Origin of the sequence: Flavobacterium sp. (genome assembly GCF_052437795.1) — a bacterium.
Taxonomy (GTDB): domain Bacteria; phylum Bacteroidota; class Bacteroidia; order Flavobacteriales; family Flavobacteriaceae; genus Flavobacterium.
Window position 1 is genome coordinate 560,570 of sequence record NZ_JBQVPA010000002.1, and the last position, 12,809, is coordinate 573,378.

A 12,809-nucleotide genomic window follows, 5' to 3' on the forward strand; every position below is an offset into this window, starting at 1 on the left:
TATTTTTAAAAATGGATGGAATGGGGAGGATCTACCCGGGAAAGGGAGAAATTACCCGTTAGCCAAGCTTGGCACGAAGTGTTTTTCGGTCTATCTGCAGGATCTCAGCCGCCCTGGTCTTATTGTTTCCAACTGCGGCCAGGACTTTTAAGATATGTGCCTTTTCAGCCTCCTGGAGGGATAGGAGCAGGCTGTCGGCATTGTAAAGATGTTGCTGCTCCGGGTTTGTAATAAAAGCGGGAATGTGGTCAATTTGTATTTCGGCATCGGCCATGATGATGAGGCGTTGGGTTATATTCTCCAACTCGCGCACATTACCCGGCCAGTTGTAACCCAGTAATGCCTTCAGGGCATCATCAGCAATGGTAATGGCAGGCTTGCCGTATTCCTTGCCATATTTTGCAAGGAATGTATTGATCAGCAAAGGTATGTCGGCGGGACGGTCGCGTACGGGCGTGGTTTCAATGGTCACCACGTTCAGCCTGTAATAGAGGTCTTCCCTGAATTGCTTTTCGCGTACCATTTGCATAAGGTCGGCGTTTGTCGCGGCAATGATCCTGGCCGTTATTTTTTGGGACCTGGTCGACCCCAGCATCCGGACTTCTTTTTCCTGAAGTACCCGCAACAGCCGCGTTTGTACCGGCATGGGGAGCGTTCCTATCTCGTCTAAAAATACGGTCCCTCCTTCAGCGGCTTCGAACAAGCCTTTCTTGTTTTCAACAGCTCCGGAAAAAGCCCCTTTTACATGGCCGAAAAGTTCAGACTCTATCAGGTTCTCGGGTATCGCACCGCAGTTGATCGCTACGAACGGCTTCGATGCGAATACGCCTTTAGTATGTATCGCCTGTGCAATGAGTTCCTTTCCGGTACCGCTCTCGCCATTTATGAGTACCGTTGCCTTATTGTCTTTAACGCGCTCAATGACATCGATAAGCGCCGTGTATTGCGGGGAAGCACCGACCATGCCGCCGTAAGTGTTCGCTGTTTTGGCCGCAGCCCCTTTTTTTTTATTTTCGACAGGGCTGTCATTCCGCAGGATGGAAAATACGGCATTCTTAAACTCTTCGGCCGTAAAAGGCTTGCTCAGATAATCCCGTGCGCCGAGTTTGGTAGCCTTTAGCGCGGTTTTAACCGTAGGGAAACCTGTTATGACCAGACTGGGCATATCGGGGAAATGCCCGTTCACATATTCCAATAGTTCCAACCCATTGCCGCCGGGCATCTGGAGATCGGTTATCAGCAGGTCGACCGCAGAATACTGAAGCACGTTCATGGCCTCTGCTACCGATGCCGCCTTGTACGTGTGGAAATTAAGGGACCTCAAATTACGCTGTAAAAGTTCGAGCATATCGTAATTGTCATCAACTATCAGTATGTTTTCTTTTTGCAGTCCCATTATCGCATAGTTATTGGTAATTCGATCCTGAATATTGTCCCCGATGGGGAATTGTCACGTACCGAAATAGAGCCACCATGGCTTTTAATGATGCCATGCACCACACTAAGGCCCAGCCCCGTGCCTTCGCCCATGGGCTTGGTGGTAAAGAACGGCTCATATATCTTTGGTTTCACGTCTTCTGGTATGCCGGTGCCACGGTCTGCGATCTCTATCGCGAAACCACCTGCCTGCGCGTATTGGGTAACCGTAATGTGCCCGCCTTCGGGTGAGGCATGTATGGCGTTTAGCAGAATGTTGAAGAGTACTTGGGTAAGCTGTATGCTGTCGACCCTGGTCTTTACAGCCTCTCCTTCGTGGTCAAATGTATATGTAATATCTTTCTTGCTGAAGTTTGGCCCAAGCAGCGCTATGGACTGCGATATCAATTGCGAAAGGTCGACTTCCTCCAGGTGCTGCGGCATTTCGCAGGAAAAATACATGAGCTTTTTAACGATCTCTCTGGAATGGATCGCCGCCGATACGATCTTAGAGGCATCCTCAGCAACCTGGCTTTTCGAAGCATTGCTCCGTATCAGTTCAGCAAAGCCAAGTATGTTGCCAAGCGGGGTATTCAGCTCGTGCGCGATGCCGGCGGTTATTTCACCGAGTATTGACAGCCTGTCGGCATTGGCTATGTTGCGATGGAACAGCTTTTCTTTCTCCTGCATGACCAGCTTTTCAAAGAACAGCCCTGCTTCAACAGCTACTTTATCCAGTAGCATCTGCTCTTCTTCAAGGAAATATTTTTTGCCATCATTGCGATAATGCACTTTTATGTAGCCCATCTCATCCCCAAAAACCAGTATGCGGCTTACCTGGCTGATGCTGCCCTCCGGAAGGGCGTCTGTAAGCACATAATGCGCTTCGAGCCAAAGTTCCGCAATGGCATCGTCGCAATATTGATAGGCCTGCTTTACAATGTAGCAAACTTTTGCAAGTGTAGCGTCAACAGATCCATCGTGCTGTAATATGGCGCTGGTCACATCATACAGGCAGGTAAGTTCCTTTAGCCGTTCTCTAAGTTTATCTTCGGTTGTTTCAGCCATGGTCCGGGTAATGATGTTCAAAGATAGTATTTTATTGGCTGCAGTAAAATCAGGTATCCGGCTATGTTGATTATTTGGCGGTATTAAAAAATAAACCCTGATCGATAGTCACGACCAGGGTTAGTGTTTTTTGCTGCAAGCATCAATTTACATAAATTTCTTTAGATTACCAAATGCTTTATCGAAGATATATATATCCCTGGTATTAGAATACATTTGACTTGAAATTATATATTCATAAGGATAATTAGCTTTATTATAATACCATATCGAAGGGCCAAAGACATTTTCATCGGTTATTGGTTCGTCAGTTCTTTTAAAGCCATTTTCTTCCAGCTTTTCAAACACTGTATTGGTATAATGATCAAAGTCAGTGCGGGCATAAATAAGTTTTTTATCGGCCGAGTACAATAATTTTATCTCCTTTTCGACAAGGGTAAAATACATTGCCTCGGTCCTGTCTTCGTTCTTGTAGCGTTTTATATCCAATTTTTTAGATGTTTCCAGTTCTATCATGTCGTCGTAAGTAGAGGTAAAGGCAATAGACTGGATAATGCTTAAAGACATCTCATTGAAGCTGATCTGGTCCTGTGCAAAACCGTATGTGCTAAGTAAAGATGCTATTAGTACTAAAGCAACGGTTTTGATCTTATTAAAGGTCTGTTTCATGTTGTGAGATTATCATTACTAAAAAAATAATTGGATAAATGCTTAAAACAAAAAACCCTAACCTTTTTAATACCAGGATAGGGTTGTTTTTCGTAGCCTTAACAGGAGACATGTTGAACCTTTTTGAAGAAGATTTAGAGCGTTTATTGAACGTCCCTGGTCGTTTTAATAGTTCGACATTTTAAAATATCATAGTAATTCATCTAAGTTGCGGATGTTTTTTCCAATTCCCGCGTAGGGATAATCTTTGCTTCTATTATGGTTTATAAAATTATGCGCTTTTGCTTCCATCCCTGCGTTGATATGCTCATCACTAAAGGAGTAGCCTGAGATAAATAAGTTTTCTGATTTGGCTATAGTTTTTTCAAAATTGTGAAACAGTTCTTTATACAGGAAATCGTTTTGAATAGTTTCTGTCTTGTTAGTGCCTGTAATGAATTTTGGTACAATGTCAAAATTATAATCTTGTAAAATTTCCTTGGTGGTTGGATCAATTAGTTGAGCATTGTGTTTAGTATAGTAATTAGTTGTAAGGTAGTAGTCTACCTTTGACTTTGGCTGCCACCACATGCCATCTTTTAGGTAGTGCCTAAACTGATAAAAGTCCAAACTGCCATGCAGCTTGTGAATCCTTATATTTGCATCAAACTCATTGTTGAAAAATGGAATTGCAGCATTATTATGGGCAATGGGAGAGTTACCCACACTGAAGCCTTTGGAATAGTTTAGGTCGCTAATTTCTAGAATATGCTCAAGTAGAAGGTCATGGTTAAGGGTAAAGATATCTACTTCGTCAAATGATGAAATATATTTTATAAAGCCCTTATATATATCAATCAAATCAGAATCACTGGTAGGGAATACAGCAAGTATATCGCCGATAAGATAATTAAGAATGGAGCTTACCTTAGAAAATTGTTTATGGTCAAATGCAAATAAGTAGTTTTTACTATAATCATTGTCCTCAAGATATGGTTTATCCGCTACCAAGGCTTTTCTAGCAATAAAAAAAAGATTCTCTACCCAATCAGCATCTTTAAAGTTATCAATAATGTATTGGTAAAAATCTTCGTAATAGATGAAGCTTCCTCGGTCTTCGACATAGGATTGGACAAGCTGATTAAATACATAGGAGTAGGCGAGGTAATCAAAATTTAGTACCCCATTATTTTTTTCTACGTCACTTTTCCCATCAATCCAAGTCCACTCACTTGAAGAAAAGGAGAGTAGTTTCTGCCGCAAGTCGCGGTTAAAACGTTCTGCTATACCCATAGCTGTAGGCATGCCTGCATTTGCAGAAAATCCTGCCCCAAGGATTACAGTCAGATGATTTGTCATAAATTTAGAAGATTTATTTTATTGCTACTACGTACAAACCTAAAGGTAATCACATTTTCATATTTTGTAGCAGACACTAGATATTTATTATATCAAAGTCTGTATTTCCGTTCTAGGTTTATACATAGGATTTTGCCGTATAGTAAGTGAGAGTGAAAATGATGTTCTACTTCAAGATTAAATGGTATTTTTGAATATGGAAAATCTCACATTGTTTGAAAAACCGGCAAACCCAACAACAAGGTCTTATCGAACAGGTGAAAATCTTTTCAGTTATTGGGAGAACTGCATAGCAGACGATGTTTTAAAGGCCAAGCAGTATATGGAAGTTTGGTTTGCAAATTATCCAAAAGAACATCGCAAAAGATTAAAGGAAGATTTCATTAATAAATTCGCGGACGCGTGGTATGAGCTTTTTATCCATCAGTTATTTTTTCTTCAAGGTTATCATCTACAGGTTCATCCCGAGATTCCAAATTCATCAAAACGTCCAGATTTCTTGGCGACTAAGAAGGGATATAGTTGTTATATTGAGGCTAAGGTCATTACAGGTTTGTCGGAGCGGGAACATGGATTAGAAATAATTCGTGAAACGGTTATTGACAGACTGCAACAATTGAATTTACCAAATCATCTTCTTAGCCTGGATAAGATTGAATTTAAGGGTGAAGGTGTCCCATCATTACGAAATATAAGCAAGTGGATTGAAAAGAAGATTGGCGAAATCAAAGTTCCTGAAATTAAGTCAGAATCTGATTATGGCAATCGGGATATACTCCGATTCGAGAATGAAAAAATATTAATTGTCATTCGTATTCTTTCCTCTAATGTTAAAAGTATAGTTCCGGAGGACTTTGAAGACCATCGGCCTATAGGGCTTATTCATTATGAACCGGAAATAATTGTTGGTGGTGATAAAGCTATTCAGGATGCCTTTAAGTTTAAGGCTATGAGGTATGGCGAATTAGACAAGCCTTATCTAATGTGCTTCAATTTGAATAATTGGAAATTGGATTTACATCACGACGTTAATCAGGCTCTACTTAACAGCGTTGGCACTGATAAAGGATTTTGGGCAGTTTCTTCTCCTAAATATAAAAGGGTTTCTGCAGTTCTATTCACTAAAGCTCAGCCTTCCGATTGGATTAATTATAAACACCGATTGATTCTCAATCCTGCTCCTAATTATATTTATCATTTTGACTATTCGCAGCTTACGTTTGAGATGGTGAGGACTGCAACAGATACAATGCAAAGAAAAGATATTAATGACATCTTTCTTCAGTAGCATGCTCTATTTACTCCGATGTGTCAATTTCTGATTGATGCTATATTAAAAATAGAAACAGAAACCGCTCTATGCAATGAAGCGGGTCTTACGGCCATGCCTAACAATGGCAGAAAATTTTGAAAAGGCTTTACTGTTGTTGCTAACCAAAATCCGAAGTAAATACTGCATTAATTTAAAAATGAGTTTTCAGAAATGGAGAAACACAAAATATACGATCGCGATTTTAAAGAGAAAGCAATAAAACTGGTACTTGAAAAGAATCGTTTTAAAGCTGCTAAAGAACTTGGCGTAGCGCATGTGATCGTTTATAGATGGTATGATGCATATAAAAAATTTGGGGAAGAAAGTTTTTGTGGAAAAATAATCAGGAATCCTGAGCAAAGAAGATTTTCAGAACAAAAAAGAAACCTGGAAAAAAAACTAAGGGACGCAGAACTACAGGTTGAAATTTTTAAGAAAGCAAGTAAACATATCGTTGCGGGGAAACCTATGATCTTCCACTTTATTGAGGACAATTTGGAAAAGTACCCGTTATGGAAAATGTGTAAAGCATTAGGTATACTAACAGGAACCTATCATAAGTGGAAAAGCCAGGCAAAATCTCCAAGGCAACAACAGAGCCTTTTATTGGAACAAGAAGTAACTGCTGTCTTCTATGAATATAAGCAGCGGTATGGCAACATCAGGATTTCGGAAGAATTAAAAAGCCGGGGCATTAAATTATCACCGGCTCAGGTTACATTTTACATGAAGAAGCTAGGCCTTGTGAGTAAGCTAAGCACCAGTAATAAATCGAGGTATAGTTCATCATTTATTCCTTACAATCCCTGTATTTTTCCTAACATTCTAAACCGGCAATTTAACGCTGAAAAGCCTGCTCAGGTTTGGGTCTCGGCGATATCGAGCATTGACACAGTAACGGGGCTCTTGTTTCTAACAGTCATTATGGATTTATTTGACGGGAGAGTTATAGGATGGAGCCTTAGTGATGGGCGGACAATAAAAGAAACGTCGCTACCCGCTTGGGAAATGGCTATCAAAGGCCGAAAAATAGACCAAGAATTAATCTTTCATTCCGACCGGGGTCCGCAATATGCCAATAAACTATTTACCCGTAAACTGGCCTCTTATAAATGTCTCACGAGGAGTATGAGCCGCAAGGGTAAACATTTGGATAATGCTGTACCCAGAAACTTTTTTAACTCCCTTAAGTCTGAACTTGCACAATCAGACAATCCTGTGACAAAAAAACAAATCGAAGAAGTATTGATAGCCTTCTCCGGAAATTGTTCTAAATAAACGCATCGGATATAAATCAACACCTTTCAGATGATAAAAAAATATGACCGTGCTTTTAAAGAGTACGCCGTTAAATTAAGTTATGAACGAGGCAAAGGACAAATTCTCGTTATTGAACGTGAACTTGGAATTACGCCAAGTTGCCTGAACAGATGGCGGCAGGACTTTGAAAAATATGGGGCGGGAAGTTTCTGTGGAACGGGTTACTTAAAATTAACGCCCAACCAATTTGTAGTTGCGAACCTTGAAAATAAAATTAAAGATTCAGAAGTTGCTTTGGAAATTTTGAAAAGTGGCACCGAACATGTTATTCAGGGAAAAATTGCAACCAAAGAATTCATTGAAGAGAATAAGAGTAAATTTTCAATTTTAAAAATGTGTGATGTATTGGGCGTGTCGCGGACTACCTACTACCGCAGAAAAAAGCAGGAACTGTCAGATACAGAATCCCGAATAATCTTACTTAAACAGGAAATTGTATCCATATTTAATGAACATAAACAAACCTATGGATGCGGAAAAATTACAAAAGAGCTTCACGAGCGGGGCTTTATGATACAAAGTTCACAAGTAACCCTATATATGCGAATGCTTGGCCTCCGCAGTAAGAGCAAAAGGAAATATAAGCCGACCACCGATTCAAACCATAACCATTATATATTTCCAAATGTTTTAAACCGGCAATTTATTGTTTCTGCACCTGCTAAAGCCTGGGTTTCAGACATCACTTATATTCAAACGGTCAGGGGTTTTGTATATCTTACTATAATTATGGACCTGTTTGACAGAAAAATTATTGGATGGAGCCTGAGTAATGGAATGACAACTAAAGAAACTACCTTACCTGCCTGGGAAATGGCGGTTAAAAACAGGAAAATTACGGAAGATTTGATTTTTCATTCCGATAAAGGTGTCCAATATGCCAATAAGATTTTTTCTAAGGCCTTAAATGTCCACAAGTTTGTCAGGCGGAGTATGAGCCGTAAACAAAATCATAATGACAATGCTGTTTGCGAAAGTTTTTTCCGATCGTTGAAGTTGGAATTAATTTATGGAAGCACACTTTTAACGAGAAAAAAAATGAAAGCCGAAGTACATGAGTATATAGAAAACTGGTATAATAAAAAAAGAAGGCATTCATTTTTAGGTTATAAGACAATTGAAGAATTTGATAGAATTAATAATTGATCCGGATTTAATTAAGTACTATTTTTAGATATAAAATACAAAGAATAACCGTTTTAAGAGATTTAGAAAAGCGGAAGTTGCTCTAAGATTGTTATCCGTAGTGAGAAGGATATGGCAGCAGTTGACTGTTTATATGCAAACCTCTTATTCTACTAAGCTTCGCCTTGACGCTAATAATAATGGCAGTTTTCTATACATATGATTTTGGAGGTTATCCTCATTGAAAACAGCATCTAAATTTTCAGCAATTAAAGTTCTATTCGGAGAGGCAATAAGAGCTGTCCTTACAGCTACTAAGTTCTCCCAAACAGCGTGATCTTGGAGAATTTGACATGTGCATCTGATGGCTTTGCTAATATATTCTTCCCAGTTAATGTCAGGGCTATAAATTTTTATTCTATGAAAAAAGACACTTATCAATTCTGCGTCTCCTGAGTATCTCTCTGTAGCAAATTGAGGGCCCCAACTACCCATATGAAAAAACTTTTCTTTTAAAATGCCATTGTTATTTACAATACCATCCACGCAATATCCAGCTAAAAATATCATGACAATTGCATCATGATCTGCAAATGTCATTTCGGTTCCGAGTTTTCTCGCTCGTCCGTAGATTCCTCCTTCTGATCTTGGGTCAAACTTCCAGCTATAATCTTTATCCAGCGTTACAAATTTTGTTTCAAAATAATCTTCAAATATTTTTGCCATAACTGTATGGCCACTCTCATGATAGGAATTGTCTGTCATTTCGTAATTTAAAATTAAACCTTTACATTTTCGAATGCGTCAATAATTATATGACGATTACTTTTTTTGTAATCTGGGTTATCTTTTAAGTATGTATAGCTGCTATGTAAATTTGGTATATCTGAACCTTCTCTCTTATAAGAATTTCTTGTTTGGAAGGGTAAATGAAAGAAAGCGACGATAGATCGAATTTCATCTTCTGAAAATTCAGAATTCATTTCAGTGCCTTTGCATCCTTCTTTATGACAGGGTTTAATCATAACATAATCAAACAACACGAAGTTTTTAGCATTCATCGCAAATGCTCTTTTTGATTTATGAGGGTCATATCCATTTTCAAGGATGCGCTTATAATGATCCGGATATCTCTCAGAGGTGATTTCAGTAAAACCATTTTTAATTAAAATTTGCGCTAGTTCTTCAGAAGCTTTGTATATTTTCATGGGGTACGTTATTAGATACTTCAATTATATTTTCAATTGGGCTGTAATAATTTTGTAGAAAACTTTTAGCGCATTCCGCTCGTCAATGCCAACGTAGCTATTGTGCGCCACCATGTTTCTTATTTTATATAGTTCTTCTACCATTACATTCAGCCAATGTTCATTTTGTTTCGGAAAATACTTGCCGAAAATGCTCCAGTTTCCAACAATGATTTTACCTAAGTCAATAAAATCGCAATAAAATAGTTCATTATCTCCTCGTAAAGGGAGGTATTTGCTTTCTTGTTCGCTTTTTTTCAACTTCTCTATTGTTTCCTGGACCTTTTTAGGAATAGCTACAGCTTCTGTACGCATTATTTCAGCTATGAATATCCTAAGTGAGTTCTCAATGCAGTAGAGGTATAGGTAAACTTCCGACATTTGTTTTCCCTTATCCTGAATGTCTTGTGGCAGCAAATTGAGGTGCCCGAAGTTTATATTTTGTTGAATTTCCTCTATAGAATTTATTAGGGAGTCAGCATCCTCGTTGAGAAGAAAGGGCAAAAACATCTCATTAATGTACTTCCTTCTTTCAGCATATCCTCCTTTCGTTTGCATTTCTCTCCGAAATTCCTGCAATGAGCTACAGATCTTTAATTCTTTAGGTGTAGAAGATTTGAATCGCGGGAACAGCGCTAGATCCCGCCTTAGGGCCAGGTATTCTTCCTCTTTCTCGGGGTCAACAGGAACATCGGTAGAAGCACCCGTAACTAATATTTTTAGCCGCTCGATTTTTTCTGTAAATGCCATTTATGCTGGTGGTTTTCTGACTTGCAGAAGTTGATTACTTAAAGTCCAAGGAATTACAAAGGTTGGTAAGTATACAAATCGAAGATAGTAAAAAACACCTAATTTTAACATAATTTGGAAATAAAAATTCAGATCGGAACAGCTGTAATAGAAGCCGCGCCCACATTTCCTCGCAAGGAAAGTGGGCGCGGCACGCTATAGGATATTATATCAATAGCGGGGACCTCAGTCCCCGCTTTTTTTTATTCAAAAAGCAGTTCTACCGCTTGTCTAAATTTTGCGTCAACTGTGCCGTACTTGGTTTTTACAATGCAATCTATAGTTAGCATGGCGTTGTAACCGTCAAAAAGCTGGTCAGCAAAAGTCCGCTTGTTTTTAAAAATCCTATTTCCATTCTTGGTAATTGCCTCGCGCAGATTTGCCGCTATGCGGTACCATAGTTCTGCGGGTATAAAGCTAACATCCCACTCCTGTCGTACCTGTTGTTCATTGTCAAAAAGATAGTCACAGGTGCTTTTCACCGCAGCCACGATACGTTCAGTTTCTTCAGGAAATAAGGCGGCGATTAACCTGCCTTTCTCCACATTGTTAATCCTTTTTAATGCTTCCATTACTGTAGATTTTAAGACAGGCAGCAGCATTTGCTGCTGCCTGTGATTGCTTAATTCAGTTGTAAGATGTTGTTCCCCTCTTTTTCAAATGCCCTACACAGGTCGAATGCCTTCTGCGCCTTTCCTTGCGCTGTCCCGCCCATTACAATGGATTGGAGTTTCGCTTCATCGTCCTTATACTTGCGTACATTCTGATAGTAGCCTGTCACGGCATTGTATGCGCCGAACAATGTGCCTTTAGTGGTTTCCATCAGTTGGGTATCACTCATCATTGCGTAAGAGAATGCATCTTCTACAGTATTTTTAAATATTGTAGAGAGGGCATCCTCATCACCTTTTTTCAGGAAGTCGAATGTTTCCTTATTGGGACAAAGGGCAAGTTGAATAAGCTTTTTAACCTCGCTGTCCGTAATACGGATTTTTGACCACTCATTAAATATACCTTCCATCTGTGCACTCATCATATCAGCAAGTCCCATAACCCTGTGAGCGTCTAAAAGCCTCTGTTTTGCATTAGCTGTATGCTTGATACGAACTACGTTTGACATCTTGCCGAGGGCGGCATTCAACGTATTTTGGCAAACAATGCGTATAGGTGTGAAGGCGGCGGTAATGCTTCCTGAACCATCGTGAGATGTAGTAAGGAAAATGTATTTTTCCGTTACATCATCGCCATCTCCCACACGGATATAACCGGGCAATTTGGCGGTAATGAAGATGCGTTCACCACGACCTAATGCTCCCGCTGTCTCGTACAGTATGCCTTCGCCTCCGCCTACTATAGCATCGAAGAATGCGAAGGCATCCCTGTTCTGCACAATATGGTAATCTTTGCCTACCACATCGAAAGCCTCATTGGTATCACTGCGATATGTTCCAAAACGATTTGGGACAGGTAGGTCGCCACCCTCTATAAGTACCCCGTCAGCGCCTATGACATTATCGATACCGTTTATAAATACAGGCTTTTTAAGCACATCGTAATCAAGTCCCGCAAACCTGATAGCCTCAGTGCTTGTTGGGTATTCGCTCACTATTTGCCCGAGATTGTGCCATGCTTTTTGCTGTACGCTGAAAAATGAGTAATTGCCTGTGTGCTCGTTGAAATTTAAATTATGTGCCATGATTTCTAATTTTTAAATATGTAGAATGAGTTATTTAAAAGGGAAGGTCGTCACCTTGGGGAGTTACGACCGTTGCGTGAACCTGCTTCTGTGCTACAGCTTTTTGGGCACTATCCTTTATCGCCGTACTGTACAGCTTAATTTTGGAAGTATGGAAGTTGAGTGCTGCTTTGGGCTCGCCATCTTTTGTCAGCCAAGCACGTGTACTGACCCTTCCCTGAAGTTCGACGACTGCACCCTTTTTAAGGATGCCCGCTACCGTGGTGCTTAGCCAATAAGAGCAGTCAAAATATTCTGTAAGCGTTACACGCTCACCCTGTGTGTTTTTGTAGCTATCGTTTACCGCTACCGAAAAATTTACGACCTGTTTGTCGCCTTTTACTGAACGGATTTGCGCATCCGCTGTCAGCCTTCCTGTAATGTCCATGAGTTTAGTATTAAAGTTATACAGTCCTGTTGCTTCCCTTTTTCTTCCTGCCTTCGGCAAAACATTTTTCCAAAAGAAAAAACGGAAAAAAAGAAAGCCAGCTAACGGGGTGAAGCCTGACACGGAGTGCTATAAGTCGCGGAGCGTGGCACGGCGAGTTTGCGATGCATGCCATTATGCGCACGCAGTTAAGGCTTCGCCATAACTTAGCTGCCTTTTTAGCCGTTTCGAATTGGAAAATTAAATTACATATCTGATTAATTGCAAACTCAGTCGCCATGCGGCGGCGCATCAACGATTGCAGCGAAAATCCTTCCTTGAAGATTGTAGTGAAAAGCGTGGCCCAACGGGGATGCCAAAATCATAAAAAAAACCAGCCCAAAATGGACTGGTTCAACTTGG

The 12,809-nt window shown here is 40.0% G+C and carries 13 protein-coding genes; 3 read left to right on the forward strand and 10 right to left on the reverse strand.

Annotation, left to right across the window (positions count from 1 at the left end; all coding sequences use genetic code 11):
• Positions 1-58 precede the first annotated feature (58 nt).
• The 4 genes from ACT6R0_RS09375 to ACT6R0_RS09390 all read right to left on the reverse strand — a co-directional run bounded on the left by ACT6R0_RS09375 (position 59) and on the right by ACT6R0_RS09390 (position 4,491).
• Positions 59-1,396, reverse strand: a complete 1,338-nt coding sequence (locus ACT6R0_RS09375) for a sigma-54-dependent transcriptional regulator (RefSeq protein WP_444652501.1) — start codon at positions 1,394-1,396, stop codon at positions 59-61.
• A complete protein-coding gene (locus ACT6R0_RS09380) occupies positions 1,396-2,505 on the reverse strand; it encodes a sensor histidine kinase (protein WP_444652500.1) in 1,110 nt (369 codons plus the stop codon). The genes ACT6R0_RS09375 and ACT6R0_RS09380 overlap by 1 nt, the downstream gene beginning before the upstream one ends.
• 126 nt (positions 2,506-2,631) lie before the next feature.
• Positions 2,632-3,153 carry a hypothetical protein gene (locus ACT6R0_RS09385; RefSeq protein ID WP_444652499.1) on the reverse strand — a complete coding sequence of 174 codons (522 nt, stop codon included), beginning with the start codon at positions 3,151-3,153 and terminating at the stop codon, positions 2,632-2,634.
• A 189-nt stretch (positions 3,154-3,342) separates the two neighbouring features.
• The gene (locus tag ACT6R0_RS09390; RefSeq protein ID WP_444652498.1) at positions 3,343-4,491 is read right to left on the reverse strand and encodes an SIR2 family protein; all 1,149 of its coding nucleotides are present in this window, start codon (positions 4,489-4,491) and stop codon (positions 3,343-3,345) included.
• A gap of 196 nt (positions 4,492-4,687) precedes the next feature.
• Between ACT6R0_RS09390 and ACT6R0_RS09395 the strand changes: the two genes are divergently transcribed.
• The 3 genes from ACT6R0_RS09395 (at position 4,688) to ACT6R0_RS09405 (ending at position 8,269) form a co-directional block, all read left to right on the forward strand.
• Complete coding sequence (locus ACT6R0_RS09395; RefSeq protein WP_444652497.1) at positions 4,688-5,779, forward strand: hypothetical protein; 1,092 nt, start codon at positions 4,688-4,690, stop codon at positions 5,777-5,779.
• Positions 5,780-5,974: 195 nt separating this feature from the next.
• Positions 5,975-7,081, forward strand: a complete 1,107-nt coding sequence (locus tag ACT6R0_RS09400; RefSeq protein ID WP_444652496.1) for an IS3 family transposase — start codon at positions 5,975-5,977, stop codon at positions 7,079-7,081.
• Positions 7,082-7,111: 30 nt separating this feature from the next.
• Complete coding sequence (locus tag ACT6R0_RS09405; protein WP_444652495.1) at positions 7,112-8,269, forward strand: IS3 family transposase; 1,158 nt, start codon at positions 7,112-7,114, stop codon at positions 8,267-8,269.
• Positions 8,270-8,413: 144 nt separating this feature from the next.
• Here the strand turns inward: ACT6R0_RS09405 and ACT6R0_RS09410 are convergent, their stop codons facing one another.
• The 6 genes from ACT6R0_RS09410 to ACT6R0_RS09435 all read right to left on the reverse strand — a co-directional run bounded on the left by ACT6R0_RS09410 (position 8,414) and on the right by ACT6R0_RS09435 (position 12,407).
• Positions 8,414-9,013 (reverse strand): hypothetical protein, encoded by a 600-nt coding sequence (locus ACT6R0_RS09410; protein WP_444652494.1) that lies wholly within the window; start codon positions 9,011-9,013, stop codon positions 8,414-8,416.
• Positions 9,014-9,027: 14 nt separating this feature from the next.
• Positions 9,028-9,456 carry a hypothetical protein gene (locus tag ACT6R0_RS09415; RefSeq protein WP_444652493.1) on the reverse strand — a complete coding sequence of 143 codons (429 nt, stop codon included), beginning with the start codon at positions 9,454-9,456 and terminating at the stop codon, positions 9,028-9,030.
• A 24-nt stretch (positions 9,457-9,480) separates the two neighbouring features.
• On the reverse strand, positions 9,481-10,245 hold the full coding sequence (locus ACT6R0_RS09420; RefSeq protein ID WP_444652492.1) for a Swt1 family HEPN domain-containing protein: 765 nt from the start codon (positions 10,243-10,245) through the stop codon (positions 9,481-9,483).
• 242 nt (positions 10,246-10,487) lie between these two features.
• On the reverse strand, positions 10,488-10,856 hold the full coding sequence (locus ACT6R0_RS09425) for a hypothetical protein (RefSeq protein WP_444652491.1): 369 nt from the start codon (positions 10,854-10,856) through the stop codon (positions 10,488-10,490).
• Between the two features lie 50 nt (positions 10,857-10,906).
• Complete coding sequence (locus ACT6R0_RS09430) at positions 10,907-11,980, reverse strand: DUF932 domain-containing protein (RefSeq protein ID WP_444652490.1); 1,074 nt, start codon at positions 11,978-11,980, stop codon at positions 10,907-10,909.
• Positions 11,981-12,014: 34 nt separating this feature from the next.
• On the reverse strand, positions 12,015-12,407 hold the full coding sequence (locus ACT6R0_RS09435) for a single-stranded DNA-binding protein (protein WP_444652489.1): 393 nt from the start codon (positions 12,405-12,407) through the stop codon (positions 12,015-12,017).
• Positions 12,408-12,809 lie beyond the last annotated feature (402 nt).

Bases quoted from the DNA above. Each gene is read 5' to 3' on its own strand.
- ACT6R0_RS09375 (WP_444652501.1), bottom strand. From the start codon at position 1,396: ATGGGACTGCAAAAAGAAAACATACTGATAGTTGATGACAATTACGAT.
- ACT6R0_RS09385 (WP_444652499.1), bottom strand. From the start codon at position 3,153: ATGAAACAGACCTTTAATAAGATCAAAACCGTTGCTTTAGTACTAATA.
- ACT6R0_RS09390 (WP_444652498.1), bottom strand. From the start codon at position 4,491: ATGACAAATCATCTGACTGTAATCCTTGGGGCAGGATTTTCTGCAAAT.
- ACT6R0_RS09395 (WP_444652497.1), top strand. From the start codon at position 4,688: ATGGAAAATCTCACATTGTTTGAAAAACCGGCAAACCCAACAACAAGG.
- ACT6R0_RS09400 (WP_444652496.1), top strand. From the start codon at position 5,975: ATGGAGAAACACAAAATATACGATCGCGATTTTAAAGAGAAAGCAATA.
- ACT6R0_RS09405 (WP_444652495.1), top strand. From the start codon at position 7,112: ATGATAAAAAAATATGACCGTGCTTTTAAAGAGTACGCCGTTAAATTA.
- ACT6R0_RS09410 (WP_444652494.1), bottom strand. From the start codon at position 9,013: ATGACAGACAATTCCTATCATGAGAGTGGCCATACAGTTATGGCAAAA.
- ACT6R0_RS09415 (WP_444652493.1), bottom strand. From the start codon at position 9,456: ATGAAAATATACAAAGCTTCTGAAGAACTAGCGCAAATTTTAATTAAA.
- ACT6R0_RS09420 (WP_444652492.1), bottom strand. From the start codon at position 10,245: ATGGCATTTACAGAAAAAATCGAGCGGCTAAAAATATTAGTTACGGGT.
- ACT6R0_RS09425 (WP_444652491.1), bottom strand. From the start codon at position 10,856: ATGGAAGCATTAAAAAGGATTAACAATGTGGAGAAAGGCAGGTTAATC.
- ACT6R0_RS09430 (WP_444652490.1), bottom strand. From the start codon at position 11,980: ATGGCACATAATTTAAATTTCAACGAGCACACAGGCAATTACTCATTT.
- ACT6R0_RS09435 (WP_444652489.1), bottom strand. From the start codon at position 12,407: ATGGACATTACAGGAAGGCTGACAGCGGATGCGCAAATCCGTTCAGTA.